This window comes from Gammaproteobacteria bacterium, assembly GCA_034522055.1.
Lineage (GTDB): Bacteria > Pseudomonadota > Gammaproteobacteria > JAABTG01 > JAABTG01 > JAABTG01.
The window spans coordinates 3,128,911-3,153,833 of the sequence record JAXHLS010000002.1; the positions used below are offsets into that span (position 1 = coordinate 3,128,911).

Below are 24,923 nucleotides of genomic sequence, written 5' to 3' on the forward strand. Positions count from 1 at the left end.
GCGATGGCCCTGGAGCCCCTGGCGATGGCAGCCCCGGCAGGGCCGGCGCTCACGCCCACCGAAAGCCGCTGCCGGATCGAGGCCGAGGCGCTCAAGCTGATCCGCTGCGGCGCCCGCGCCGGCCTGGTGCAGCAACTAACCGGCCTGTCCCCGGCCCGGATTGGCCGAATGTATCGTGAGGTACATCATCGCCATTCGCCGCCCGGGCTCGCACCCTACACGGACACCTGGCTGATGAAGTCCCTGATGCGGCGACTGCACGCCAGCATCGTATGGCGCTATCACCACGCCCTGGCGGACCATGCCCTCGCCCCGGCGGCCCATCTCATCGCCCTCGATACCCTCTACCACCAGGCCGTGCGCGAGCCCCTGCTCGACATCGCGCGGATCCACAGCATCCCGGTGCTGGTCCAGAGCGGGATCTGGCAGGTGCAGCATTGTGTCGAGTGCGGCGTCCGATCCGTCGGCCCGGCCGGTGAGCCCCAAGGCCTGTGCCCCGCCTGCCTGCTCTATCGGCGCCATCGCTGCCCGACTTGCGGCAGGCCATTGCCCGGCCATCTCACCGGCCGAATGCCCTCCCGGTGTCATGACTGTGGCAAGGCCACTGTCCAAAACGGGCCGGCGAGACAGCGGCGCGCTGGACCGGCGAGGAGACGGCCATGACCGACGGAGCCACGGGCGCCGGCCGGGATGGCACGGTAGCGGCGGCGGAGGAGGGGGCCACCCTGCTGGCGCTCGATGTCCGTGAGATCCGGCGCTATGACCGGGATCCACGCCAGCAGCCCAACCCGGAGTATCCCCGCATCAAGGCCTCCATACGGGCCGAAGGCCTGGATCAGCCGCTGGTGGTGACCCGACGCCCCGGTGAATTCGACTACATGATCCATGGTGGCGGTAACACGCGACTGCGGATCCTGCTGGAGCTCTACGAGGAGACCGGCGAGGCGCGCTTTCGTGACATCACCTGCCTCTACCGGCCATGGACAGGGGAGACCGACGTCCTGCTGGCCCACCTGCGTGAAAACGATCTGCGGGGCCCGCTCAACTTCCTGGACAAGGCCCTGGCCGTGGACGAGGCGAAGCGCCTGATCGAAGCGGAAGCGGGTACGGGTGTGATTACCCAGGCCCAGTTGTCTGCGGCACTCAAGGATCGGGGCTACGGGCTGAGCCAGGGGCTGATCTCCCAGATGCAATACGCCGTCGAGCGGCTGCTGCCGCTGTTGCCGGCGGCGCTGCTGGCGGGCCTGGGCCGGCCCCAGGTCGAACGGATCCGCCAGCTGGAGCGTGCGGTCCGCGCCATCTGGATCGAGCGCGCGGTGGACACCGAGGCGGTGTTCGACCAGACCTTCGGTGCCCTCTGCCGGCGCTATGACGGTGCGGACTGGGACATCGGCCACCTGCGCCGCGCCCTGGAGGCCGAGATCGCCGAGCAGGCGGATGTGAGCATCCAGGCGGTGAGCATGATGCTGGAGATCCGGCTCGCCGGGCGCCACGGCGAGGCGGGGCCGGCAGCGCAAACCGAAACCGCGGCCGCTCCGGTTGCCGTTACGTCGGGGCCGGCAGCGCAAACCGAAACCGCGGCCGCTCCGGTTGCCGTTACGTCGGGGCCGGCAGCGCAAACCGAAACCGAAACCGCGGCCGCTCCGGTTGCCGTTACGTCGGAGCCGGCCCAGACATCGATGACGCGCGAAGCCCCATCGGACACCCCACGCCGGACGCCGGCGCAGAATATGACCGTGACCCCCGCAACCACCCCCGCTGGCGGGGCGGGGACACCGGCGACCAGCGACGGCGACGGTCCCCCGGAGGAAGAGACTCCGCCGTCCGAGGTCGCCCAGATTACCGGGACGGACAATCCGGAAGCCGCCCCCGGCCCCGGAGACATCAAGTCCCTGCGGGCCCGGGCCTGGACCCTGGCCAGCCTGCTGGCCCAACGCAATGGTCTCAGCGAACTGATTCAGCCGCTCCCCGGTCGAGGGCTGGGGTTCCTGCTCACGGACGTGCCCGATCCGGCCCTCGTGGATCAGCTGGACGAGGATACCCTGGCCCAGATCTCCATGGTCTGGTGGTATCTCGCGGCGGTGGCGGAGATGACGGTGGCCCCCGTGGACGAGATCCTCCCCAACCTGACCGAGAGCTCCGTCCTGCGCCGTGCCCTCGAAGATCAGGACGCCGGGTTGTTGTTCTCCAGCGTGTGGACGCTGGATCCCGGCCACATGGGGTTCAGGCTGTGGCGCCGCCTCGACGGGCGGACCTGGCGAGACCTGGTGGCGCTCATGGAGACCTACCGGGATCTGCACCAGGCGGCAGAGGCCGCCGGGGTGTCGCTCTGGCCATGAGCACCGCCACCGGGACCAAGGAATCGGAACTGGTGCGGGCGGTCCTGCTGTACGCCATCCGTTGCCTGGCGGAGGGCGATCAGCACGCCCTGCGCGACATGAACTTCGGGCCCGACGAGGTGGCCGCCCTGCGCGACGTCAACCTGGCCGATCTCTACCGGATAGGCGCCCTGCAGGCCCACTGTCTCGACATCCGGCTCAACCGCGAGATCTACTGGCCGCTGCTGGGCCACCTGCGCCGGGAACGGGAACTGGAGGATCTGCAACGGGACTTCATCCAGGCCGACGCCCCGCTGGAGATGATGCGCCGACTCTTCGGCGTGGGCTCGCGGGAGTACACGCGGCTGCGCCGCGTCCTCACCGCCGAACCCGCCACCGGCAGGCCGCCCGAGCCCGACGAGGCCACCTCCCACGCCCTGTGGCACGCCTGGTGCCAGCGCACGGCCCCCGATCCGACGCAGCCCCTGGCCCCGGAAGCCTATCTCGAACTCAGCCGGGAGACGGGGGCATCGCTTCGCGCCGTGTGGGTGCTCACGCAGCGCTGGGCCGAGTATGGTGACTTGTCGCCGGCCGGTACCGCCCCGGTAACGATGGAAGACGCAGACGCCAACCGGTCACCGGCCGGACGCTGAGCCGCGCCCATGGGCCGGCACGAGGGGGATGTCCGACCGGCCACCCGTGCCCTCGATACCCTGATCCGCGAGACCGTCTCGCAGATCGGCCGGCAGACCACCGACGGGACCGCGGATGCTCTGCTGTTCCTCGGCAACCGGCACCAGGCCTTTCCGCTGCTGCTGGTGCAGGATCCCATCCTGGAGCCGGTGGACAAGGTGGTGTGGATGGTGATCTGCCAGCAGGGCCGGGCCATCCCTACCGGCACCGCGTTTCCCCGCTACGACGCCATCGCCCGCCACGCCAACATCGCCTCCACCTCCACGGTGTCCCGCGCCATCGCCATCCTGCGGGTGACCCGCTGGCTGTCCCTGTGCGCGCGAGTCAGGGACGACGGTGGCCGCTACCGGGGCAACGTCTACGCCCTGCACGACGAGCCCCTGCCCCTGGCCGACGCACTGCACCTCGATGCCGAGTACATGGCCTTCCTGAGGGCGGCGGGCCGGCACCACCACGCCCGGGTCCGCAAGGTGGCAGCGGGCGTGTTGGCCTCCCTCGACGAGGAGATTGCCACCGGCGTCGACGTGCTGGCACCCACCAACGGGATGGAGCGCCGCCTCGAGGCCGCGCAAGCGGTGCACCAGGCCGGCGCGCGACGTTACTTCAGCTTCAGCGCCGCCGTCCTGGCCCGGCTCACCAACCAGGACCAAAAATCAAAGGCGGTTGGGGACCGCCTTCGAATTTTGAGCCCTCAAATATCGAAGTCGGTTCGTAGTAGTAGTAGTTATATAAATAAAACAACAACAACAACAACAACGGATCCTCCGGCGGCATCGAATGCCGACGCCGGGTGCGCGCCGTTGATCTATCCGCACCGGCTCTCCGCCAACCAGCGCGACATCGCCGCCCGCTACCTCGAGCGCGTCGATGCGGGCCAGCGCCAGGCCGTGCTCGACGAGCTCGAAGGGCGCTTTCGCGCCGAGCGGCAGGGCGCCAGGCCGATCTACGACGAACTGCGCTATCTCCATCACCTCTGCAGCCGGGCCCACAGCGGCGGCTTTCAACCCAATCTCGGGATCAAGGTCCAGGAGGGCCGCGAACGGGACGCCGCGGCGGCGGAGCACCAGCGCCAGGAGGCCGCGGCCCGGGCACGGGATCATCGGCGGCGTCTGGAGCAGGTACGGGCGGGTGGGGAGAGCCCCCTGGCCGAAGCCCGCAGGCTTCTGGGGATGCCGCCACGGGGTGCCAAGCCGGATCGCCGATCCTGATCGAAGCGACCGCTGTCGGATTATTACAGTGTAATAATTTGGCCGCCGTCGGATTATTACAGTGTAATAATTTACCCGGTGTCGGATTATTACAGTGTAATAATTTGTCCGGGCCCTAAGCCCGGCCAGTCACCGTCACCCCACCCGCCCCAGTGAACCGGTGCGTGGCCAGGGAACCACGCGACCACCCGACGCCCTTTCTCCTTCCCGCGATTCCCCGCTCACCCTCAAGGTGGATGTCCACGGCCAAATCCCGCCGGTGACCACCCACAGGAGCCACGATCGTGAATCAGCAGGCCACGGAGATCCCCCGAACAGATCCCGACTCGAGTACCGTCCCGTCCCCGGAGGCCGATCGGCCCGGGGTCTTGCGCGGCGTGGTGACCCTCACCCTCGAGACCCGTCAGGCCCAGCGCCTGGTGAAGGGACGCCCCGGTACCCCGGACAAGCCGGCCATCATCGGACTCATCGGCTTCGCGAACCTGCTCCGCGCCATCTGGCACGGGGTGAGGGCCGACGATCCCTATGCCGACTGGTGGCTGCTCAAGGTTCACGATGCCCTCGAAGCGGCCGATCAGGCGCTGGCCGCGGCCATCGAAACGGTGGAGACCGGCCTGAATGCCTCGGCGGCCATCCGTGCGACGCCGGCGGCATCGGTACGCCCGACCCACACACCGCTGCGCTTCAGCAATCCCTACGCCTTCCGCGGCGCCCAGCTGGTGGCGGCCTACGATCGGCTCGTGCGCGCCGTGCTCACCGCCCGGCATATCGGCGTCATCACCGCTGACGACGGCGAGCGCACCGCGTCCCTGGGTGGTCGCGCGTTGCGCCGTGCCTTCCAGAGCCCCCTGGGATACCGCCCCACGGGGCTGATCCGTGCGGAGGTGCTGCAGGGGACCGCCCGCGCGACCGAGGCGCAGGCGCAGCTGGGCACGATCCCCGAGGCCGTGATCGCCGGTACCCGGCGGGCGCCCCACGGGCCGCTGCGGCCCATGCCGGAGAGCGCCACGTCTCGGCACCTCGACCTCCACGCGCAAGCCCCGCGGTCGTGAGTGCCGCCGTCATGAAACGATCCCACCCGGGGCCGCGGATTGTGGATCCCTGCCGCCATCGCCGGGTCCAGCATCCGGCCCCAGGACCAAGCCGACGGAGTCCCTGTGTCGACCACCCCCTCACCGCGTGCCGGGAAGCGGATCAGCGTATCGCTGGACTCTGCGATCCTGGTGGAGGCCCTGATCATGGCGCACCTGGAAGCGCTTCCCAAGCGCCGCCACCCCGACTGGATCCGCGCGTTGCTGGTCCAGGGTTTCCTGGCGGAACGACGCATCGCCCGCCAGCTGGACGGCGCGGCATCGCCCGGTCCGGACCGGGAACGCCAGACGCCGCAACCGCCGTACTTGCCGCAACGGGGCTTCGTGTTCTCCGCCGGCCTCGGCCAGGCCCCGAAGCCCCGGCCGAGCGGGGACACGCAGGCTCCGATGTCACCCGAAACGCCGCCCCGGCCGGCGACCGGGAAGCCCTTCGCCCACCTGCGCAAGGTGGTGGGGTGAGGCCACGATCGCGCGCGGAGGACACCGATGTCTGAGCACACCATGGATCCCGTCCCGGTGGGCCTCGACGACGGCTATGCGTTCACCAAGGTGGCGCTGCCGGACGGCCGCCTGGTGGCGACCCCCTCCCGGGCCCGGCTCGGACGGGCCAACGTGACCTGGATCGACGACGCCCGGCCGCGGATCTTCGAGTATGAGACCGCCGATCAGCCCTTCGCCGTGGGCGAGGTAGAGGGCGAGCCCACCTACTTCGATGGCTATCCCTTCTCCGGCCTCAACCGCGCTATCGTCCAGCACGCGCTGCAACAGGCGGGCCTCGGCGGGCGGTCGGTGCACGCCGTGTCCGGCCTGCCGGTGGGCAGCTTCTATCGCAAGGACGGCAGCCGCTGCGAGGACACCCTGGTGCGGAAACGGGACAGCCTCAAGCAGGCCGTATCACCCCTGGACGGCCGGCTGCCGGCGGCCATCGCCTTCCACGAGATCATCCCCGAGGCCCTGGCCGCCTGGTACGACCACGTCATCACCGAATCCAGGGACGGCGTGCAGCTCGAACCCGAGCGACTGCAGGCCCCGGTGGCGGTGGTGGACATCGGCGGGCGCACTACCGATTACGTGGTGGTGGCCGATCAGGCGGTCCTGCACGGTGGATCCGGATCGCTGCGCTGCGGGCTCCTCGACGTGAAACGCGACGTCCGGGACGCCATTCAGGGGCGATTCGATCTGGAGACCGTGAGCGAGCGCCTGGTGGAGGAGGCCCTCCAACGAGGCACCGTGCGACTGTTCGGGCAGACCCACGATGTCTCGCCCCTGGTGAAGGTGGCGGAGCGCCAGTTGGTCGAGCGGCTCCACGCCGAGACCCAGCGCCAGCTCGGGCGTGGCGCGGAGCTCGAGCGGATCCTGATCGTGGGGGGCGGGGCGGTGGCCCTGGCCCCGCACATCCGGGACTGGTTCCCGAACCAGGCGGTGGCCGAGCATCCGGCGTTCGCCAACGCCCGGGGCATGCTGAAGTACCTGCGCTACGTCTGCGACACCCCCGATGCGGCCTGAACCCGTCAACACCACAACCCGGTTTCATCCGTGGTCACTGCGGCCTCAGTGACACCCGATGCATCGTCGGGCTGTGAAACCGATGCACGCACCCGAGCCGCGAGGCAACGGTGTCAGCCCACAAGAGGTCGTTCGCGACCTCGACTCAACCCACCCTGCCGGGAATGTGCTCCCGACCGGGATGGCGCGTTCTCCGGATCCCGTTCCGTTTGAAGGAGAAACGTCATGTCCAACGAAGATACGAAGTATTTCGACCTCTACACCACCGGTATCGGTTATCTCAACCGGGCCCGGGAGGTGACGCCGAATGAAGGCTCGCCCTTCTGGAGTGTCACCATCGCCGCCCTGCGGGGCAGCGCCGACGACGCCCAGTACAGCTACTTCGAGTGTCGCGTGTCCGGCAAGCAGGCGCAGGAGATCGTGCGTCAACTCAAGCCGGCCGTCGAGGGCAAGCTCAAGGTGCTCGTGGGGTTCACGCTCAGCGATCTGTTCGCTGAAGCCTACACCTATAAGAACGGCGACAAGGCCGGTGAGACCGGGATCAGCTTGAAGGCTCGCCTGTTGCGAGTCAGCTGGGCCAAGGTCGACGGTCAACCGTTCTACACCGAGCAAGCCGCGTAAAGCCACATCAGACCGGGTGATCCCATCACCCGGTCCCCTTTCCACCCAACGGGGAGTCACTCCCCGGCGGGGCGAGTCTCCCCATCTCATCGAGGAGAACCGTCATGCCCCATCCCCTTCAACCCGACCTCCACGACGGCGGCGACCGTTTCGTGGATCTCAGACCATTGACCTTGAATGCCCGGGAGAAACAAACCGTGATCGCGCTGGCCCTGGCCATCCTCAAACAACGCCACTGTGCGGGACGGGCCTTCACCAAACCCGAGGACACTCGGGCCTATCTTCGCATCCGGCTCGCCGAACACAAGGCGGAACTGTTCGGGGCCTTCTTCCTGGATAACCGCCACCGGATCATCAAAGCGGTGGATCTGTTCCACGGCACCATCGACGGCGCATCCGTGTACCCGCGGATCGTCGTCCAGCGGGCACTGGAGGCCAACGCGGCCGCCATCGTCTGCTTTCACAACCACCCTTCGGGTGTCGCCGAGCCGAGTCATGCCGACGAGGCCATCACGCGCAGGCTGAAAGAGGCCCTCGCACTGGTGGACATCCGCCTGCTCGATCATTTCGTGGTCGCCGCCGGCGAAAGCGTGTCCTTTGCCGAGCGTGGCCTTCTCTGAGTCCACGCACCTTTTACCCACCCACCGGAGAGGCCCCTCCCATTCGGGGGAGTGCCTCTCCGACTCTTTCATCCAAGGAGAACACCATGTCAGACCCAACCATCAAGCCCATGGCCCACCCCATCTTCGGCGAGGTCATCTCGACCTATACCCGCGCCCAGGCCCTCGAGGACGGTGTCCTGGTTGCCGCGGGGATCATCAACCTGGAATCAGGCTTTGCCGGTCCGGTGGCCCTGACCGCGGCGGCCTGGGCCGATTGCGTGGCCTGGACCCCGGACGACAGCCAGCGCCAGCTTGAACAGCGTGAAGGCGAGCGCCTGTGGAACGTGCTCTACTCCACCGCCTGTGCGATCCGGCTGGCGGACTATGCAGTCCACCAGTTGAACTACGAAGTCAGCCGTGTCGCGAGGGACGGCGTTTCCACCCGGCGCACGCCGGCAAGTCTGAAGTGCGTGGTGGGACCCGGTGACGACGGTGAACCCGTCATGACCATCTTGCTACCAAACGAGGACTGATCCCGCCGGCCGCTGCCGGCATCTTCTCCCTGGCCACTTGGGTAAAAGTGGCGCCTCTCCTTCTCCGGCCCACGGGCTCTCTAATGGACCACCCCTGATCAGGTTAATGAGGCCACCTGCACAGGACATTTGAGGGGGCTCGAACGGGGTTAAGGATTGCCGGATTTCAAGGTTTTCCCACCCGCGATTTCGCGCTCTTTGGTAGTGGCTGGGGTGCGTGGTAACTGTCGCCGTCGAGGACGACGCGATAGGTGTGGTGTCGCAGGCGGTCGAGCGTCGCGGTGCCAAGCGGCCGGTTGGGGAAGACCTCGCACCATAAGATTGAAAAGTGTCAGAAAGTCGCATATCGTTCTGACAGGAGAACGACCATGCAGCGATTGAGCGAACAGATTCTGGCCTATGCGAGAAGGTTGCCCGAAGGGGAGCCCATCTCCGCCAAAAGCTTGCTCCACCTCGGGAAACGGGCCGCGGTGGACCAGGCCTTGTCGCGTTTGGCCGAACGGGGACAACTGATCCGGGCCGGTCGCGGCGTCTATCTTCGCCCGGTCGAGAGCCGGTTCGGCACGCGCGCGCCTTCTGTCGAGCAGGCGGTCGAAGCGTTTGGCAAGCAGCGGGGTGAAGTCATCGTCTCAGCCGGCGCGGCAGCGGCAAACGCGCTCGGCCTGACCACGCAGGTGCCGATTCGATCGATCTTCCTGACATCGGGCCGGAGCCGCAGCATGAAACTGGGCAAACAGGTCGTCGAACTCCGGCACGCACCGCGCTGGCAACTGGCGCTGGCCGACAAGCCTGCGGGTGAAGCCGTTCGCGCTCTAGCGTGGCTCGGCCCGGAGCAGGCCGAACCGGCGCTCAAGAAGCTGAAGCGGACCCTGCCGCCGAACGCGTTCGAAGAGTTGGTAGGGGCGGCTGCGCAGTTTCCCACCTGGCTCGCGCAGAGCGTGGGCAAGATCGCTCATGGTTGATGCCTTCCTTGATCTATCACTCGCTGACCGCCGTGACGCTCTGGGCGTCGCAGCAGATCGCACGGGGCGCCCCGCACATCTTCTGGAAAAGGATGTCTGGGTCGTCTGGACGCTCGCCGTACTCTACGGATCACCTTTGGGCGAGCATCTGGTCTTCAAAGGCGGCACATCCTTGTCGAAAGGATATGGCGTTATCCGGAGATTCTCCGAAGACGTGGATCTCACCTATGACATTCGAGCGCTCGCGCCTGATCTGATTGGTGAGGACGGGGATGTGCTGCCGAAGACGCGCAGCGAGGAGCGGCGCTGGTCGAAGGCTGTGCGCTATCGTCTTCCGGTATGGGTAGCAGAGGAAGCCCAGCCCATTCTCGCGAAAGCTATTGCCGTTGAAGGCCTCGCGGCAAAAATACGCGTGGATGGCGACAGGCTCTTCGTCGAGTACGAGGCCGCGGCCACCGGGTCGGGCTATGTATCTCCCAATGTCATGCTCGAATTCGGTGCGCGCTCGACAGGTGAGCCGGCCAGTTTTCGGGATGTCGTTTGCGACGCGGCGGCTTCTCTTGACGGCGTGGAATTCCCGGTGACGCGACCGCGCGTGATGCATGCCGAACGGACATTCTGGGAAAAGGCCACGGCGATCCACGTCTTCTGCTTGCAGGAACGGCTGCGCGGAGAGCGTTTCGCGCGTCACTGGCACGATATCGTGCGACTGGATGACGCCGGACTTGCGGAAGCGGCGTTCGCGGATCGCAATCTCGCGGGTACGGTCGCCACACACAAATCGATCTTCTTCGCCGAAAAGGCCGCCGACGACACAACGATCGACTATGGAGCCGCCGTCAACGGCCATCTCCACCTCGTTCCCGGTGGAAAGGCCATGGAGGCTCTCGAAAATGACTACGGGCGAATGGTGGATGACGGCTTGCTGCTTGAAGATGCCGAGCCGTTCGCAACATTGATGAGGCGGTGTACGGAATTGGCTGCGCGCGCAAATCGTGCGGCGAAGCTGGTGCAAGGAGAATAAAAGAAGGTGGGAAGGGCAGTGAAAATCGCCAAGTGCGCATTCCACGCCATCCGGCCACCTGTTCCAGGATTATCCGGCCGGTGATTTCAGCGCCATTCGGCCACCCCTTCCACGGTGATTCCGCCGGGGCAGTCGGTGACTGACTTCGCGAGGGCCGCAGAGGAACGGGCATTCACGCAAGCCATCGTCGCCGGTCTCGCCGAACTCGAGGCCGGAAGGGAACTGCCGCTTGCGGAGGCCAAACGCGGTTGGGCTTGAAGTAGGTTCGTGCCGAACCGCGCCCGCCCACCATACTGGGTGCCGATGCGCCCTGAAGTGCCGCCTCGGCAAATTATTACAGTGTAATAATCGCCCGCCGCCCGGCCGCTCGAAGCCGTCCCTCACTCCCAAATCAGCTGTCCACAGAGTCCACAGGCCTTGCCCGCCCTTGCGCGGTGCCTGTGGGCCCCTGTGGTCAGGTGAAGTCGCGCCGGAGGCCCACGGGAGCCTCTCGATGCAGCCCCTGTGCCAGGCGTATGCCTACTGGGTGCCGATGCGCCCTGACGTGCCGCCTCGGCAGATTATTACACTGTAATAATCGCCGGCCGGTCGGCCGCTCGAAGCCGTCCCTCACTTCCGAATCAGCTGTCGACAGAGTCCACAGGCCTTGCCCGCCCTTGGCAAAGCGAGCCTTCTCACTCGCGTCGCCAAGGGCGGGACCGCGCTTGCGCGGTGCCTGTGGGCCCCTGTGGTCAGGTGAAGCCGCGCCGCAGGCCCGCGGGAGTCGCTCGATGCAGCCCCTGTGCTAGGCGCATGCCTGGCGCCGGGGCTGCTCCGCCGCGACGCCGCCCGTGTCACTAGCGAGCGTAAGCGGGGTAGTGACGCGGGCGGCGCTACCGTAAACGGCGCGGCGTGAGGGCCGATTTTTCCGATGACACGCGAATGACGCGTTCCTAAACTGCCGCCCACGATCGATTTCATCCGTGGCCACTGCGGCTCAGTGGCAAAGAGGGCGCCCACCCTCGACCTCTTAGGTCGAATCGGGCATGCGCGTACAGGGCCGAACCATGCGCGCCGACCTCACGGTCGCCGGTCCATCGTCAAAATCGTCGGCCCTCCGGTCGACTCATCCGGTGAGCTCCCAGCTCGCCATTCCACGATCTGCCCGATCCGGCCGCCGCAGGGCGCGTCGACGGGTGTTCTTTCAACATCGCGAAGATCCCATTCGCCCAACTCAACGGAGGTAATGCGTTACAGCAAGACCATTCGTTCAACTCAAGCAGCACGAAGGAGGTGATGCGTTATCGAAGAGCGGCCCACAACGGGCCCGTTGGTCTGCACCGGACCGATCCCCTACAGGGGAGAACCGGTGTTGCCTGCAACCAGGCATCTTCAGGTTGAACGGGAGTGGTGTCCCGTGACCCGTGCCTTGATCTAAGGACCTGGCCGGCTACGGCCTGCCAGGTGGTCAGAAACACTTACCAGAGCATCGAACACTTTGAGAGACCTGAACTACCAACTCAAACAGCTGTGTCGTCACAACCGCGACGGTGGCTATGCGACCCAGCGCAACCGCGAGCGCCTGTTGTCGCTGATCGCGGACCAACTCCATGCGCTGGGTTTCCGGGGCATGGGCGCGCAGTCGCTGAAGCCGAAGCATGTGGAGGCGCTGGTGAACCGCTGGCAGACCGAGGCGCTCTCCATCGGAACCATCAAGAACCGGATGACGGTGTTGCGCTGGTGGGCGCAGAAGGTGAACCGGCAGAACGTCATCGCCCGCCAGAACGACCACTACGGGATCCCGGAGCGGACGTTCGTCAGCACCGAGTCGAAGGCGCGCCAGGTCGACGGCGCGGCGCTCGATCGCGTCAAGGACGCCCACGTCCGGATGAGCCTCGAGCTGCAACAGGCCTTCGGTCTACGCCGCGAGGAAGCCATCAAGTTCCAACCCAGCTACGCGGATCGGGGCGATCACCTGGTGCTGAAGGACAGCTGGACCAAGGGTGGCAAGGCGCGCGAGATCCCCGTGCGTACCCCGGCGCAGCGGGTGATCCTGGATCGCGCCCATCGGCTCGCGGGCCGCGGCTCGCTGATCCCGGCCGAGCGCAACTACCGGCAGCAGCTGCGCGTGTACGAGCGGCACACGGCAAACGCCGGGCTCTCGAAACTGCACGGCCTCCGGCACGCCTATGCCCAGGGGCGTTACGAGGAGCTCACCGGCTGGAAGGCCCCCGCCGCCGGGGCCCGACCTCGAGTTCTTTCACGCGAGAGCAGCGCGCCATCGACCGCGCGGCGCGGCTCGTCATCAGCCGCGAGCTCGGCCACGGACGCGAGCAGATATTGACTGTGTATTTGTCGCGCTGAAAGGAGCGCGTAACCTGCGAGAGTTTCCCGTTTCGCGAGGACGGCGCGCTCAGCAAACTCGGACGCAGGTTTTGAACTTGGCCGGGCACTCATGAAACGAACCTACGCGCATCGCTGCCACCTTTTTCCCGTCTCCGCCTGCATGCTGGGGGCGCTGATGGCGTCCCTCGATGCCAATACGGCCGAGCTCACCGTCGCGCGCTACTCGACGGTGCAGCCGGCGCCGAGTCTGGCGCAACGGGATCCCCTCGCAGCGCCGGTGGTCTCGGTACTGCCGGCGTCCGTGACCCGGATCGGAGACGCGGTCGAGACGCTGCTCGAGTCATCCGGCTATCGTCTGTCGCCACCCCTTGCCGCCGACGCGGAACGAGCCGAACTTTTGGATCTGCCGCTGCCGGAAGCCCACCGCGCGCTCGGTCCGTTGCCGCTGCGCACCGCCTTGAGGATCCTCGCCGGACCCGCCTTCACACTGGTCGAAGATCCCGTGCATCGGCTGATCTCGTTCGAGCGGTGCGACCAAGGGACGGGTAAGCGCTGACCATGGAAACCCTCATCGCCATTCTGATCGCCCTCGGCATTTTGTCCGCAAGCGGCGTGCTGCCCGAGAAATCCCCGCGACCGGCCAACCAGCAGACGCACCCGTCTGCCCTGGAGACGTCTGAGCCAGGGGTCCGCCCGGCCTGTAATCAGCACGACCCGGTATATCGCGACCTCACCGTGCCTTACCCGCAACGGACGAGTAGCGACCCGGCCGTCAACATGGAGGCCGCGTGCGATGAATAGGCCCTTCCTCCTGGCAACGGTGGGTACGATGCTGTCGTTGATCGCGAGCCCAAGCCGGGCCGCCGATCCGGCCAATACCCCATCGGGGAACACGACGACGAGTGCGACCCTCCTGGAGCGCACGCCGCTCACCGAGCACGAACGTGCCCGGGCCGGGCTCTGGGACTTGTCGGCAGCCGAGTGGCAGCGCTACCGGACGCTCATGGAAGGGATCCGCGGCAGCATCAGCCCCGGGACCATCTCGCCCATAGAGGTCCTCGGCATCCACGCGCGCGATGAGGCCGAGCGCCGCGAGTACGCCGAGCGGTGGGCCGTGATGATGCGTGAGGACGCCGAGCGTATCCTCGCCTTCCAGCGGGCCTACGACGAGGCGGGGCGCCTGCTGTTCCCGAACCAGACCCTCATCGACGTCGCGCGCCTGCCGGCTCAGACCGACGGTGGCGAAGGGCTACGGCGCACCGATCGGGTGTTGCTGTTCGCGCGTCCGGACTGTGCCGCGTGCGATGCGCTGCTCGCGCGGGTGCTGGCGAGACTCGACCGCCTGGACGGCGTCGATGTCTTTTTGAGCGAGATCGCAGTGGGCGACGAAGGTGCCATTCGGAACTGGGCAATCGAGCGCGGGATCCGTCCCGAGTGGGTCACCACGCGACGCGTGACCTTGAACTTCGACGGGGGCGCCCTCAAGCGCGTCGCACCCGGGCGAGGTGATCTCCCCCTCCTGATGCGCCGCCGGGGTGAGTCCGTCACGCCACTGTCGGGATCGGCGTTGTGAGACCGTACGTCCGCTCGTTTCTTGTGCTGGTGGCGATCGGGGTGGCGTCGCCCCCGATCCTCGCCGCCGCCCCTGTTTCCGAAAATGGCGTGCCCGAAGGGTACCGGCGCGTCGCGGTGGCCCATGGGATCCCGAGCGCGCTGTTCTACGCCGTCGCGCTCGCCGAGAGTGGCCAACACGTCGAACACCTGCGCACCACCCGGCCGTGGCCCTGGACCCTCAACATACAGGGCGAGGGGCGCTACTTTCCCACTCGCCAGGCGGCGGTGGTCGCCGCGCGTGAGGCGCTTGGCGAGGGGCGCCGATCGATCGATATCGGCCTCATGCAGGTCAATTGGGCGTACCACAGGGCGGCGCTGCGCTCGGTCGAGGCGGCCGTCGATCCCTACCATAATCTCGACGTAGGGGCGGGGATCCTCGCCGGGTGCTTCCGGAGACGGGGCGACTGGTGGGCGGCGGTCGGCTGCTACCACGCGCCGAATGATGCTGATCGGGCGGCCCGTTACCGCGAACGGGTGAAGCGGATCTGGTCCCGCCTCACGGCGATGGGGTAGTCCCCGGATGCGAATGGCGCGAATGGCAAGGATCCTCCTGGCGACCCTCGGCCTGTGGTCCGCTGTCGCATGCGCAGAACTCACTGTCATCTACGACAGTGGCGCCACCGCGCCCCTCGCGCCGTACCTGGAGGCATTCAGTGAGCTGCCGGCGGCGGCCGCGGTCGAGGCACAGCCCGGCGACAGTCTGGGTGCGGCCGATCTGAGCCGCCTGCTACCAGTTCGGACGCCGGCGCTGACACCGGGGCCAGTGGCACCACGTCCGTTGTCTCTCCCGAACGGGGCGACGCTGCCACGGCCGCTCTTCCTGATTGGCGTGGATCCCCAGTCGCGACAGTGGCTCGAGATGCATCGTGAGCGGCTCGCCGAGATCCACGCGGTCGGGATGCTGGTCAATGCGGAGTCCGCGGCGGATCTGGAGGCCATCGCCACCATCGCGCGGGGCCTGCCGATCCTGCCGGCGTCCGCGACGGACATCGCGGAGATCCTGGGCCTGCAGCACATCCCGGTCCTGATCTCCCGGCGCGGCATCGAGCAATGAGTCTGCATCCCGTCGAGGCGTTGTTGCGCCCGCCGGTGGAACTCTGGTCGGCCCTGGTCGCGGCAGCAACGGCAATGATGGCCCTACTCGCGCCCTGGGCATTGATGATGCCGCCGGGTGTCGCCATGGCCGCGGCCGCGGCATTGTTCCTCTTGGCGTTTGTGCGTAGCCGCCAGGCGTGGCGGGTCATCCGCTACCAGCGCAACATGCGCCGCCTGCCGAGCTACAAGCTCCGGGCCGATCGCATTCCCCTCAGCCGCCACAAGCTGTTTCTCGGGCGCGGCTTTCGCTGGACCCAGCGCCACACGCAGCGCCTGCGCGACACCCTCCGTCCCGAAGTGCAGCACTATGTGCAGCCGGGTCCCCTCTACCAGTGGGCGCGGCGGAAAGAGGTCGCCTGGGAAGCGGTGCCGGTACTCAGCGTCGGGGCCTGGATGCTGCGCCAACCCAGAGGGTGGAACCCGCTCAAGCCCCTGCCGGCGGTCGGCGGCACGCCGGCACTGCATGCCGTGGAGCCCGATGAGCAGGATGTCTGGATGGATCTCGGCGAGCGCGTCGGCCACACCCTGGTGCTCGGTACGACCCGGGTCGGCAAGACCCGGCTCGCCGAGATCCTGATCACCCAGGACATCCGCCGCGGCGACGTCGTCATCGTCTTCGATCCGAAGGGCGATGCCGATCTGCTGCGCCGTGTCTACGCCGAGGCCAGGCGGGCCGGGCGCGCCAGGGACTTCACCCTGTTTCATCTCGGCTTCCCCGAGGTGTCGGCGCGGTACAACGCCATCGGCAGCTTCTCGCGGATCACCGAGGTGGCGACCCGGATCGCGAACCAGCTGCCCAGCGAGGGCAACTCGGCCGCCTTCAAGGAGTTCGCCTGGCGCTTCGTCAATATCATCGCGCGGGCGCTGGTGGCACTCGGGCGTCGGCCGGACTACCAGCAGATCCGGCGTTACATCAATGACATCGAGCCCCTGTTTGTCGAGTACGCGCGCGAGCACCTGCGCCGCAACGGAGAGGAGAGCTGGTCCGAGGCGGTGGAGGAGATCGCGGGCAAGATCAGTGAGCGTAACCTCTCATCGGCGCTGAAAGGGCGCGACCGGGACGGAATCGCCCTGATGCGCTACCTGCAGGCGCAGGATTTCTATGATCCGGTCCTCGATGGTCTCGTGTCGGCGTTCAAGTACGACAAGACCTACTTCGACAAGATCGTGAGCTCGGTCGGGCCCCTGATGGAGAAGCTGACCACCGGCAAGATCGCCGAGCTCATCTCGCCCGACTACCTGAACGGCGACGACAGCCGCCCCATCTTCGAGTGGCTGGAGGTGATCAGCCGCAAGGGGATCGTCTACGTCGGCCTCGATGCACTGACTGACACGACCGTCGCGAGTGCCGTGGGCAACTCCATGTTCGCCGATCTGGTCTCCGTGGCCGGTCACATCTACAAGCACGGCATTCACGACCCGGCCGAGGAAGGCGCCGCGCCGCAAACGACCCATTTGCCGACGATCTCGATGCACGCCGACGAGTTCAACGAACTGATCGGGGACGAGTTCGTCCCCTTACTGAACAAGGCGGGTGGCGCCGGCTTCCAGGTGACCGCCTACACCCAGACCTGGTCCGACGTGGAGGCGAAGATCGGCAGCCGCGCCAAGGCGGGCCAGGTGGCCGGTAATTTCAACACCCTGATCATGCTGCGGGTCAAGGAACTCGCGACGGCCGAGATGCTCACGGACCAGCTGCCCCGGGTCGAAGCGTTCACCCTCATGAACGTCTCGGGCGTCAACGACTCGTCGGATCCCATGTCCGGCGTCGACTTCCAGTCTCGCAACGAGGATCGCATCAGCGTCTCCGAAGTGCCGATGCTCACGCCTGCCGAACTCGTCCGACTCCCGAAGGGCCAAGCCTTCGCGCTGCTCGAAGGCGGAGGACTCTGGAAGATCCGCATGCCGTTACCCGATGACAAAGGCGATCCAGCGATGCCGCCGAACCTGACGGCCATCGCCAACGAGATGGAGCGTACCTACATCACCAATGACCACTGGTATCGGGCCAACGAGACCTGGTGGCACGCGGTTTCCGATGCCGACGCTCCGGTCACGGGGGAGGGCGCCGGTGGCATCTGAGTCTGCCGCAGATCCAAGACGCCGGGAGGTCCGTCAAGGGTTGTTATCGACTCTCCTGACTACCGTCGCTCAGGGCATCCAATGGCTCATTCTGTCGCTGGTGTTCTCGGTGATCATCGAATGGGTGGGCATGGTCTTCTGGTGGCCGGACGAGGGCCTCGAGCACAGCCGCGACATGCTGGCTGCCGAGATCGGCTACCTCCAGGCCGACTTCGGCCGCAGCCTGGTCAGTTCGGATCCCGCCCAATTCACCAAGACCGTCGCGGACCGGACCTACTACGTCCTGTTCGAGTTCACCCGAGTGGCCGACCTCATCGAGTGGGTCGCCAGTGCCCCGGTGCCCGGTGAGTCGGGGCTGCGGTCACGGCTGCATGGCGCATTTCAGCCGGTCGCCGAGTACGTGCTCGCCGCGATGCAGGTCACGCAGGTGTTCTCGGTCCGGCTGGCTGTTCTGGCGCTCGCCATGCCGGTGTTCGTGATGTTCACCCTGGTCGCCATCGTCGACGGCCTCGTGAAACGGGATCTGCGCCGGTGGGGCGGGGGACGTGAGAGTTCCTTCGTCTATCACTGGGCGAAACGCTCGGCGCTGCCGCTGCTGGTTCTCACCTGGGTGATTTACCTCGCGCTGCCGTTCAGTCTGCACCCGAGTTTCGTCGTGCTGCCGTTCGCGACGCTGTTCGCCCTGAGCGTGGCCGTCACGGCGAGCGCGTTCAAGAAGTATCTATAAGGGTTGCACCCATCTTGATAACCAAAGCTGCGGGACGACTTCGCAAGGATGCGATTATGTTGCCTTCGTCGGCAGGGAGGGTATCCAGTTCGGGTGGCGGCGCGCCGCGATGACTTGGGCGCAACGCCTCAAGCGTGTCTTCGGAATCGATATCGAGACGTGCCCGGCCTGCGGCGGAGCGGTGAGGATCATCGCGTGCATTGAGGACCCCGACGTCATCGAGAAGATCCTCACCCACCTCGATGCGAGAGCACCAGGGCCTGACGCATTGATGCGGCCGCGATGCTGGGCGCCACCGCAGCACGGGCTGTTTGACGGGACGGGGTGACCCCAGGATGCCTTCGTTTGGGCTGTGCCGTCATCAGCGCGGCAACGGGTGTTGCCTGTGCGGAAAACCGGCGGGTGGGGGAGAACTGGGTCGACGAACTCGTCGTTGGGAAGAATTCGAGGGGGTGACGCCAATCCATGCACTGCTGGGCGAGCGGCAGCGGCCTGCCGACGGCAGATGCCGGGGCTGCCCGGGCCGATCAGGCGAGACTGCCCGCTGCGAACCCACGAACAGCTAGTTTATACTGCCTAGACGCGACACCCTTGCCATGAGCGCCGTGCCGTGCGATCCATGGCTGGGGATGAAACCGCCAGCACTCGCTTGCCGGGCGCACGAATGCCGTATGTCGAATTGATGCTTCGGCCGGAGCAAGCTGCTGGCTCGACACGAACGCGAAATGAGGAAACGTGCCATGACTCGTGATCGCAAGCGCCTGGAGCGCTACGATGCCAACACGTCGACCTACACCATCATGCAGATCACCGACGAAGACCATGCATCACAGGTAACCTTGGAGGACGGCGAGACCTATTTCATGGCGCGCCTGCGTCACGACCGGATTCACCGCCATGTCGATGCCACCGGAGCGGTCCGTTACACGGTGGAGCACATCCCCGATGATGAGGGAGGCGAGGTGCATGTCTATTCCAAGTTCGGCGAGGTCGACACCGACACCTTCCGCGGTGGGGAGTTCTCCGAGCTGCTGAAATGGGATCGCCACATGCTGGTGTTCGATGACCGCACGGGGATCGTCGGCGAACTGCGCGGCGCCAAACACATGATCATCCCGCGCCAGATGCTGATGACCGGCTCGGGCGACGAGGCTCAGAAGGGGTTCAAGTGCGAATGGGCGACGCTGGTGGGGGATGAACTCATCGTCGGCTCGCACGGCAAGGTACGGCACGAGGAATGGATCAAGCGCCTCGGGCCGCACGACTATGTCGTCAGAAGCGAGGACTGGAGCCACGCCTACCAGCGCATGGGCGAGGCCTGCGGCATCGGCGAGGCGGGCTATGTCGTCCACGAGGCGGCGGAATGGCATCCCTATCGCGAGCGCTGGTACTTCTTCCCCCGCAAGGTCTCGACCGAACCCTTCCACGCGCCGACAGACGAGCGCGAGAACGGCAACAACCTTCTGATCGAGGCGGATGCGACGTTCTCGGACATTACGGTGCGCGAGGTTGGGGAGCGCACACCCGAGCGTGGACCGTCCTCGATCAAGCTCGTTCCAGGTCACCCGGACGAGTTCATCTACATGAAGTCCATAGAGATCGGGGGCGTCACCGAAAGCTGGATCGGCGCCGCAAACCTCGACGGCACCTTACTGGCCGACGAAGAAAAGCTGGGAGACTTCAAGTGCGAGGGGATCGAATTCGTCTGAGGTGTACGAGGTCGTCGTTCCGGCTCTTGTAGACCATTCGGGGCGCGCTTGCATGATAACGTGGATGTCACGCGATGACGATGTATCCCTCTCCTTCGATTCCTTCGCGGAACCTGGTCCTGTCAACCAGAACCCACCTGACGGGCGGTCGTGTCGCTTGCTCGCACCCGCGGTGGCACAAATGTCGGCGGACCATCCATCTACTCGCGCTCCACTGCGACGCAGAGCTTATTCATCGAAGGCCAGCCGCGCCGAGACCTTCGCCCATTCCCGGGTATTCCTCGGTTGCGCCAGGTAAGCAGCTGCGAGGCGCTCCAGCCGAGGGCGGTCCGCCGCCAGGCGCTCTACCGCCATCCAGCGGTTCCAGTCCGGCGCGATGCTCCAATCCGGCTGGCTTACCCGCGCGGTCGGCAGGCGGTAGTGTAGCACGGCCCGCTTACCGATCTTCTCGTTTGGCAGTCGGGCCCGAACGCGCCGCTCATCGAAAAACAGAAACAGCGGCAGCAGGTCCAGGTCGCGCTTCCGCGTCGGGTTCGCCGCCAGATAATCGTCCATCAACGGGTCGAGATCTGGCCAGTAATCCGCCGAAACGACGCGCCGCATGTAAGACCGGGGAAAGTCACGCCCGAACCCGAGGCGGTGACTTGGGTGTCGCGGCCGGCTCTCCCGCCGCAGCCAGTCATTGAGCAGCAGGAATGCCTTCAGGATCGCGGTGATCGTTTCGGCATCGAGCCGCGGAGGCTCCGGATTGAAGTGAAGGCCGAACGCCGCTGGCCCCCTCTCACGCGCACCCGCCCGGCGCAGCACTCCCACCGCTTGGTCGAGCAGGGGCAAACGGTCGAGTGATATCGGCGGGGTTACCAGTTCTCGCGGTACAAAATATCCCGACACCCTGCCCAACATGTCCGCTCCACTCTTGCTGAGCCGGCCATGGGGCGTTCCGGGATGGCGCTGGGGATGAGCGTAGCGCGTGTCGATCTCGACCATCAGGTCGCCAATCACTGTCCCTTTCACGATCAGGGCATGCGCATCCTCTTCAAGAAGGCCGCCCCCGAGCCCCTCCGCAAGGGCCGCCGCCGCCTGCCGCGCCGTGAGCGACCCGAACTCGATCTCTACGCCCACGGAGCGCAGATGCCCGGCCGCATTCCGCCGCTGTGGCGGGGCGGCCAACTCGATGCGCGTTGCAGCCTGTTCCTGTGTCGATAAATGGTTCGCGCTCACCAGAGCTTCGGCTTGTTTGGACGAGGGTTTGGGTGGCACGCGCTGGCGGTAGAAAGGCATCATGCGCCTCCCAGAAAGGAACTGGCGACCCGCCATCCACCATAAATCAGACCCAGTGAAACGATGAGGCCCGCAACACCTACCGCGAGGCCATATAGCACGACGAGCCCGTCACGGCTCGCAATGCCGACGCCGATCAGCAGCGCGCCCAGGCCTGGGAGGGTGTTGCCGAACGGGATCGGTAAGGCAATCAGCAGGCCAAGCAGAAACAGAAATGGCCCGAGCCAACGCATCGAGGCCGGCGAGGCCACATGCGTCAGCCGTGATCTGGTAAAACGCTCCACGCGCCATACAAGCGATGAGCCGCGGCCGGCCAAGGCATCCAGGACGCGAGGGCTGACTGGTCGATATGCCAGCCACCTAGGCAGGATCACGGAAGACGCACCCGTAGTGATCTGTGCCGCAAACACCGCAAGGATCGTCCCGAAGACAAGTCCGGCCGGAATGCCGGGGGTGGGCACGATCGCGGGAATGGAAACGGCAGCCACCGTGAGCCCGTGGGCGCGCCCGCCCAATGCGGCAATCAGGTCCTCAATCGTCGCTGTCTCGGTAAGTCGATGCGGCAGGTCGGCGAAGATGTCAGAAACAGAGGGACCATCACGTCCGGCAGGATGTGGTGCCATGCTCCTAATCTTACTCCCGGCCGGCGCAGACAGGGTGAAACACATGGCGCCGGATCTTTTCAATCCGTCGAAGATGCACCGTCTTTCCGAGACCACTTGATCTGGAATTCGATCTCTTCCTCCTCTTCGCCGCGTTCGTGTTCGATGTTGAAGGTGGCACCCACCGGCACCGAGATGCGCTCACCGGCGATCTGGATCTGAAAGCGCTGCCCGGTCTCCAGTGCATCGGCAAGGCGGCGCAGCTTGTCGACGAACTCGCCGATCGGGTAGTCCTTTTCGATGTCGCGTTCGGGTTTCTGGGTCATGGCATGCTCGCAATCTGGTTGGTGGATGGGGTTGCTCAAGTTTACAGCTTCTACGCGACCTGTGCGTCGAGATGGCTGGGGCCCGGTTGGCGGTCGCGCACCATGGAGAGGGCGAGGGTAAGCCCGGACAGCGCGGCCGCAACGCGCTCCCCCGGTGGGGGATTTCACCACCCAACCCGTCAAAACCCCCACCCCGAGCCGTTCCACCACTCATTCACCCACCTTCCCGCCACCCTTTGGAGTGGCATGTCTCTTGCCTTTTCTTTAACGCACGACGCGTGGTCCTTTGCCCTTCCCTGGGCAGGACCGCGCCACCCCCAAAGTCGAAACCTAAGGAGATCAACATGCAAACCAAATTCGCCATGAGTATTGTCGCCGCGTGCGTCCTCGGTGCCAGCGTGTCCACACCAGTGCTGGCCGAGGAACCCTACATGAAGCCGGATGATACCTGGATCAGCATCAGCGGTACTGTCAAGCACGTGGAAACCGACACCTTCACCGTAAATTATGGCGAGGGCATCATCTCCGTCGAGATGGACGATGGCGACCGCGACGCCGACGCCTACAAGCTGTTCGAGGGCGACAAAGTCACCGTCAATGGCCGGGTGGACGACGACCTCTTCGAGACCGCCACCCTCGAGGCCAGCAGCGTCTACGTGGAAGACATCGGCACCACCTTCTACTCGTCGTCCGTCGATGAGGAGGACGCCTATGCCGTCGTCAACCTCACCACGCCCATCGTGGTGTCTGCGACCTGGGTCGAGGGGAATGTCACCGATGTCAATGGCGAGGAATTCTCCATCGATACGGGGCCGCGCCAGATCCGCGTCGACGTGAGTGAGATGCCCTACAACCCGTTGGACGACAAGGGCTACCAGAAGGTGGAAAAGGACGACCGCGTGAGAGTGACCGGCAATATGGATGACGACCTTCTTGAGGGCCGTGAGCTGATGGCGGACTCCGTCGTGACCCTCGCCGAGTGAGGTGCGGCAGCAGGCCGGGGATCCCGGCGGCCAGGACCGCCGCGATCCACAGCCACTGAGGGCGGCGCCGCGACCGCCCCAAGGGCCCGGCCACGGTGGCCGGGCCTTTTCTATTTCGGACCCACGAACCAATGCTGCAGACGCGCGCTTTCTCGCCGCGGCAACGGCTCCCTGCTACTCCCCCGGGCAAACGGTCGCGGGAGTCCGAATAATGGTTTACAGGGTTTGCGTTCCGTCAGGTGCCGGATTGGCGTCGACGGTGCCGCCCGCCTGGCGGGGCGCCTCCACCACTCACGTCGGGCGGGTCCTATCAGGCGATGAAGAAAAAATATGCGGTAAGTTTGAAGGTAAGGGGACCGGCCCCGCGGGGGCAGGGCCGGCAGGCTAGCCGGCAGGCCGTTCAGTAGCCTTTCTCCGTCTTCTTGGCCTCCTTGGCGGCATCCGCGCTGAGGCTGTAGATGGTGTCGGCGACGATCTCCCGGCGCTCGAAGAGATCGTTGTCCAACCGCCCCCTCACCGCCACCGCCTGGCCACGGTCGAGGCGCTGGAAGCCTTCGTCGTCCAGGGGATTGTAGGTCATGGTGCGGGTATCCACATCTATCTCACCGAAGCCGGTGGTAAGGGTGAACTCACGGCCGTCCACCTCCTCGATGATGCCAGAGATGTTCACCCAGCTACCCTCGTCCGGGGCCGCCGTGACGACGTAGCTGATGAGGCGGGCGTCAGCCTCCTCGTCCGCGGTATTGGCATAGAAGTACGTGTTCAGATCCTCCACGTAGACGCTTCCGGCCTCGATAGTGCCTTTCTCGAACAGGCTGTCATCGACGCGGCCGTGAACTGTCACCTGGTCCCCCTCGATCAAAAGGTGATCGTCCTCATACCAGCCCCAGCCGTCCATCTCCACCGTCACCAGACCCTCACCGTAGTCCAGCTTGAAAGAATCGGGTTTGGCCGAGACCACGGTGCCGTTCACGGTCAGCCAGGACTCATCGGGCTGCTGTACGGGGTCATCGGCATGGGCCGCGAGGCTGGCCGTAACGAGGCCGGCGGCAACGACCGGCGCGATGAGGCGTTTGCAAGAGCATTTCATAGTCATCCTCCTCATGATTTCGTTTACTGATGGGCCGTCGGTGGCAGCGGGCAGCCATGGAACTCCTGGGCCGACAGCCCTAGATCGGCGGGAAGCCCTCGATAGATATCGGTAGGCGCCCCGCTTCACGAAGCGGCTTCAGTATTCACAGCCATCCGGCTCCGGCATTAACATTCTTTAATGAAAGACATCCGTTTGGCGTGTCTACTGAAATTCATGTGGTATGGTGGTCGATGGTGACTACAGTCACCGCGACTCCACCGTCCGGTTGGCTGGGCGGCCCCGACCGCTACGGCACTTCCTGATGGCGGAGACGAAGCGTGACCGTATTCCTCGGAACGTCGAGGCCAGCCGCGCCCGTCTGTCGGTTTAGTCATGGCAGTTATGACCCACGGCGTGTCCCTACTGACGGACCATGACATCTACCTGTTCAAACAAGGCACCCACGTGCGGCTCGCTGAAGCGCCACGCGCAGCGCGACTGGGAAGGCGATGATCGCCTCCGTGCGACGGCATTTGCGGGGGTACAAAA

General features: G+C 65.8%; 25 protein-coding genes and 3 pseudogenes. 24 read left to right on the forward strand and 4 right to left on the reverse strand.

The window, feature by feature from the left end; all coding sequences use genetic code 11:
- Window positions 1-24: 24 nt before the first annotated feature.
- The 23 genes and pseudogenes from U5S82_15140 to U5S82_15250 all read left to right on the forward strand — a co-directional run bounded on the left by U5S82_15140 (window position 25) and on the right by U5S82_15250 (window position 20,110).
- Entirely contained in the window at window positions 25-663 is a 639-nt protein-coding gene (locus tag U5S82_15140) for a FlhC family transcriptional regulator (GenBank protein MDZ7752949.1), read from the forward strand.
- Window positions 660-2,339: a ParB family protein gene (locus tag U5S82_15145; protein ID MDZ7752950.1), complete on the forward strand. Its 1,680-nt coding sequence runs from the start codon at window positions 660-662 to the stop codon at window positions 2,337-2,339. Before U5S82_15140 ends, U5S82_15145 begins: the two co-directional genes overlap by 4 nt.
- Complete coding sequence (locus U5S82_15150) at window positions 2,336-2,971, forward strand: DUF2857 domain-containing protein (protein MDZ7752951.1); 636 nt, start codon at window positions 2,336-2,338, stop codon at window positions 2,969-2,971. Before U5S82_15145 ends, U5S82_15150 begins: the two co-directional genes overlap by 4 nt.
- 9 nt (window positions 2,972-2,980) lie before the next feature.
- Window positions 2,981-4,219: an STY4528 family pathogenicity island replication protein gene (locus U5S82_15155; GenBank protein MDZ7752952.1), complete on the forward strand. Its 1,239-nt coding sequence runs from the start codon at window positions 2,981-2,983 to the stop codon at window positions 4,217-4,219.
- Between the two features lie 284 nt (window positions 4,220-4,503).
- Window positions 4,504-5,271 (forward strand): TIGR03761 family integrating conjugative element protein, encoded by a 768-nt coding sequence (locus U5S82_15160; protein ID MDZ7752953.1) that lies wholly within the window; start codon window positions 4,504-4,506, stop codon window positions 5,269-5,271.
- A 105-nt stretch (window positions 5,272-5,376) separates the two neighbouring features.
- The gene (locus tag U5S82_15165; GenBank protein ID MDZ7752954.1) at window positions 5,377-5,769 is read left to right on the forward strand and encodes a hypothetical protein; all 393 of its coding nucleotides are present in this window, start codon (window positions 5,377-5,379) and stop codon (window positions 5,767-5,769) included.
- A gap of 27 nt (window positions 5,770-5,796) precedes the next feature.
- A complete protein-coding gene (locus U5S82_15170; protein ID MDZ7752955.1) occupies window positions 5,797-6,816 on the forward strand; it encodes a ParM/StbA family protein in 1,020 nt (339 codons plus the stop codon).
- Between the two features lie 225 nt (window positions 6,817-7,041).
- Entirely contained in the window at window positions 7,042-7,437 is a 396-nt protein-coding gene (locus U5S82_15175) for an STY4534 family ICE replication protein (protein MDZ7752956.1), read from the forward strand.
- 104 nt (window positions 7,438-7,541) lie between these two features.
- A complete protein-coding gene (locus tag U5S82_15180) occupies window positions 7,542-8,057 on the forward strand; it encodes a JAB domain-containing protein (protein ID MDZ7752957.1) in 516 nt (171 codons plus the stop codon).
- A gap of 86 nt (window positions 8,058-8,143) precedes the next feature.
- On the forward strand, window positions 8,144-8,572 hold the full coding sequence (locus U5S82_15185) for a DUF6573 family protein (GenBank protein MDZ7752958.1): 429 nt from the start codon (window positions 8,144-8,146) through the stop codon (window positions 8,570-8,572).
- 368 nt (window positions 8,573-8,940) lie between these two features.
- Complete coding sequence (locus U5S82_15190) at window positions 8,941-9,534, forward strand: DUF6088 family protein (GenBank protein MDZ7752959.1); 594 nt, start codon at window positions 8,941-8,943, stop codon at window positions 9,532-9,534.
- Window positions 9,527-10,558, forward strand: a complete 1,032-nt coding sequence (locus U5S82_15195; protein MDZ7752960.1) for a nucleotidyl transferase AbiEii/AbiGii toxin family protein — start codon at window positions 9,527-9,529, stop codon at window positions 10,556-10,558. The genes U5S82_15190 and U5S82_15195 overlap by 8 nt, the downstream gene beginning before the upstream one ends.
- A 129-nt stretch (window positions 10,559-10,687) precedes the next feature.
- Window positions 10,688-10,816, forward strand: a pseudogene (locus U5S82_15200) (prevent-host-death family protein).
- 1,219 nt (window positions 10,817-12,035) lie between these two features.
- Window positions 12,036-12,901: pseudogene (locus U5S82_15205) on the forward strand (phage integrase N-terminal domain-containing protein).
- A gap of 91 nt (window positions 12,902-12,992) precedes the next feature.
- A complete protein-coding gene (locus U5S82_15210) occupies window positions 12,993-13,439 on the forward strand; it encodes a pili assembly chaperone (protein ID MDZ7752961.1) in 447 nt (148 codons plus the stop codon).
- A gap of 2 nt (window positions 13,440-13,441) precedes the next feature.
- Window positions 13,442-13,684, forward strand: a complete 243-nt coding sequence (locus U5S82_15215) for a hypothetical protein (GenBank protein ID MDZ7752962.1) — start codon at window positions 13,442-13,444, stop codon at window positions 13,682-13,684.
- Entirely contained in the window at window positions 13,677-14,456 is a 780-nt protein-coding gene (locus tag U5S82_15220) for a TIGR03759 family integrating conjugative element protein (GenBank protein MDZ7752963.1), read from the forward strand. The genes U5S82_15215 and U5S82_15220 overlap by 8 nt, the downstream gene beginning before the upstream one ends.
- Window positions 14,457-14,545: 89 nt before the next feature.
- On the forward strand, window positions 14,546-15,010 hold the full coding sequence (locus U5S82_15225) for a lytic transglycosylase domain-containing protein (GenBank protein MDZ7752964.1): 465 nt from the start codon (window positions 14,546-14,548) through the stop codon (window positions 15,008-15,010).
- A 22-nt stretch (window positions 15,011-15,032) separates the two neighbouring features.
- Window positions 15,033-15,551: an integrating conjugative element protein gene (locus U5S82_15230; GenBank protein ID MDZ7752965.1), complete on the forward strand. Its 519-nt coding sequence runs from the start codon at window positions 15,033-15,035 to the stop codon at window positions 15,549-15,551.
- Window positions 15,548-17,674, forward strand: coding sequence for a type IV conjugative transfer system coupling protein TraD (traD, locus tag U5S82_15235; GenBank protein MDZ7752966.1), 2,127 nt, complete (start codon window positions 15,548-15,550; stop codon window positions 17,672-17,674). Before U5S82_15230 ends, traD begins: the two co-directional genes overlap by 4 nt.
- Entirely contained in the window at window positions 17,631-18,401 is a 771-nt protein-coding gene (locus U5S82_15240; protein MDZ7752967.1) for a TIGR03747 family integrating conjugative element membrane protein, read from the forward strand. Before traD ends, U5S82_15240 begins: the two co-directional genes overlap by 44 nt.
- Window positions 18,402-18,498: 97 nt before the next feature.
- A pseudogene (locus tag U5S82_15245) lies at window positions 18,499-18,729 on the forward strand (IS91 family transposase).
- Window positions 18,730-19,141: 412 nt separating this feature from the next.
- Window positions 19,142-20,110, forward strand: coding sequence for a hypothetical protein (locus U5S82_15250; protein MDZ7752968.1), 969 nt, complete (start codon window positions 19,142-19,144; stop codon window positions 20,108-20,110).
- Window positions 20,111-20,338: 228 nt separating this feature from the next.
- On the opposite strand, the gene U5S82_15255 is transcribed toward U5S82_15250, so the two are convergent.
- From U5S82_15255 to U5S82_15265, 3 genes are read right to left on the reverse strand one after another with little or no spacing between them, the layout of a single operon-like run.
- Complete coding sequence (locus U5S82_15255) at window positions 20,339-21,394, reverse strand: amidoligase family protein (GenBank protein ID MDZ7752969.1); 1,056 nt, start codon at window positions 21,392-21,394, stop codon at window positions 20,339-20,341.
- Entirely contained in the window at window positions 21,391-22,014 is a 624-nt protein-coding gene (locus U5S82_15260) for an exopolysaccharide biosynthesis protein (protein MDZ7752970.1), read from the reverse strand. The genes U5S82_15255 and U5S82_15260 overlap by 4 nt, the downstream gene beginning before the upstream one ends.
- 59 nt (window positions 22,015-22,073) lie before the next feature.
- On the reverse strand, window positions 22,074-22,319 hold the full coding sequence (locus tag U5S82_15265) for an amphi-Trp domain-containing protein (GenBank protein MDZ7752971.1): 246 nt from the start codon (window positions 22,317-22,319) through the stop codon (window positions 22,074-22,076).
- A 344-nt stretch (window positions 22,320-22,663) separates the two neighbouring features.
- Here U5S82_15265 and U5S82_15270 point away from each other — a divergent pair, with 344 nt between their 5' ends.
- Window positions 22,664-23,302, forward strand: a complete 639-nt coding sequence (locus tag U5S82_15270) for a S1 RNA-binding domain-containing protein (protein ID MDZ7752972.1) — start codon at window positions 22,664-22,666, stop codon at window positions 23,300-23,302.
- A gap of 400 nt (window positions 23,303-23,702) precedes the next feature.
- Here U5S82_15270 and U5S82_15275 read toward each other — a convergent pair whose 3' ends face one another.
- Window positions 23,703-24,392 carry a DUF5666 domain-containing protein gene (locus U5S82_15275; GenBank protein MDZ7752973.1) on the reverse strand — a complete coding sequence of 230 codons (690 nt, stop codon included), beginning with the start codon at window positions 24,390-24,392 and terminating at the stop codon, window positions 23,703-23,705.
- Between the last annotated feature and the right edge of the window lie 531 nt (window positions 24,393-24,923).

Coding starts and splice junctions, on each gene's coding strand:
- U5S82_15140 (MDZ7752949.1), top strand. CDS start 25: ATGGCAGCCCCGGCAGGGCCGGCGCTCACGCCCACCGAAAGCCGCTGC.
- U5S82_15150 (MDZ7752951.1), top strand. CDS start 2,336: ATGAGCACCGCCACCGGGACCAAGGAATCGGAACTGGTGCGGGCGGTC.
- U5S82_15230 (MDZ7752965.1), top strand. CDS start 15,033: ATGGCAAGGATCCTCCTGGCGACCCTCGGCCTGTGGTCCGCTGTCGCA.
- U5S82_15175 (MDZ7752956.1), top strand. CDS start 7,042: ATGTCCAACGAAGATACGAAGTATTTCGACCTCTACACCACCGGTATC.
- U5S82_15265 (MDZ7752971.1), bottom strand. CDS start 22,319: ATGACCCAGAAACCCGAACGCGACATCGAAAAGGACTACCCGATCGGC.
- U5S82_15180 (MDZ7752957.1), top strand. CDS start 7,542: ATGCCCCATCCCCTTCAACCCGACCTCCACGACGGCGGCGACCGTTTC.
- U5S82_15170 (MDZ7752955.1), top strand. CDS start 5,797: ATGTCTGAGCACACCATGGATCCCGTCCCGGTGGGCCTCGACGACGGC.
- U5S82_15240 (MDZ7752967.1), top strand. CDS start 17,631: ATGCCGACGCTCCGGTCACGGGGGAGGGCGCCGGTGGCATCTGAGTCT.
- U5S82_15195 (MDZ7752960.1), top strand. CDS start 9,527: ATGGTTGATGCCTTCCTTGATCTATCACTCGCTGACCGCCGTGACGCT.
- U5S82_15190 (MDZ7752959.1), top strand. CDS start 8,941: ATGCAGCGATTGAGCGAACAGATTCTGGCCTATGCGAGAAGGTTGCCC.
- U5S82_15145 (MDZ7752950.1), top strand. CDS start 660: ATGACCGACGGAGCCACGGGCGCCGGCCGGGATGGCACGGTAGCGGCG.
- U5S82_15215 (MDZ7752962.1), top strand. CDS start 13,442: ATGGAAACCCTCATCGCCATTCTGATCGCCCTCGGCATTTTGTCCGCA.
- U5S82_15210 (MDZ7752961.1), top strand. CDS start 12,993: ATGAAACGAACCTACGCGCATCGCTGCCACCTTTTTCCCGTCTCCGCC.
- U5S82_15185 (MDZ7752958.1), top strand. CDS start 8,144: ATGTCAGACCCAACCATCAAGCCCATGGCCCACCCCATCTTCGGCGAG.
- U5S82_15270 (MDZ7752972.1), top strand. CDS start 22,664: ATGCAAACCAAATTCGCCATGAGTATTGTCGCCGCGTGCGTCCTCGGT.
- U5S82_15220 (MDZ7752963.1), top strand. CDS start 13,677: ATGAATAGGCCCTTCCTCCTGGCAACGGTGGGTACGATGCTGTCGTTG.
- U5S82_15250 (MDZ7752968.1), top strand. CDS start 19,142: ATGACTCGTGATCGCAAGCGCCTGGAGCGCTACGATGCCAACACGTCG.
- U5S82_15260 (MDZ7752970.1), bottom strand. CDS start 22,014: ATGGCACCACATCCTGCCGGACGTGATGGTCCCTCTGTTTCTGACATC.
- U5S82_15255 (MDZ7752969.1), bottom strand. CDS start 21,394: ATGATGCCTTTCTACCGCCAGCGCGTGCCACCCAAACCCTCGTCCAAA.
- traD (MDZ7752966.1), top strand. CDS start 15,548: ATGAGTCTGCATCCCGTCGAGGCGTTGTTGCGCCCGCCGGTGGAACTC.
- U5S82_15155 (MDZ7752952.1), top strand. CDS start 2,981: ATGGGCCGGCACGAGGGGGATGTCCGACCGGCCACCCGTGCCCTCGAT.
- U5S82_15275 (MDZ7752973.1), bottom strand. CDS start 24,392: ATGAAATGCTCTTGCAAACGCCTCATCGCGCCGGTCGTTGCCGCCGGC.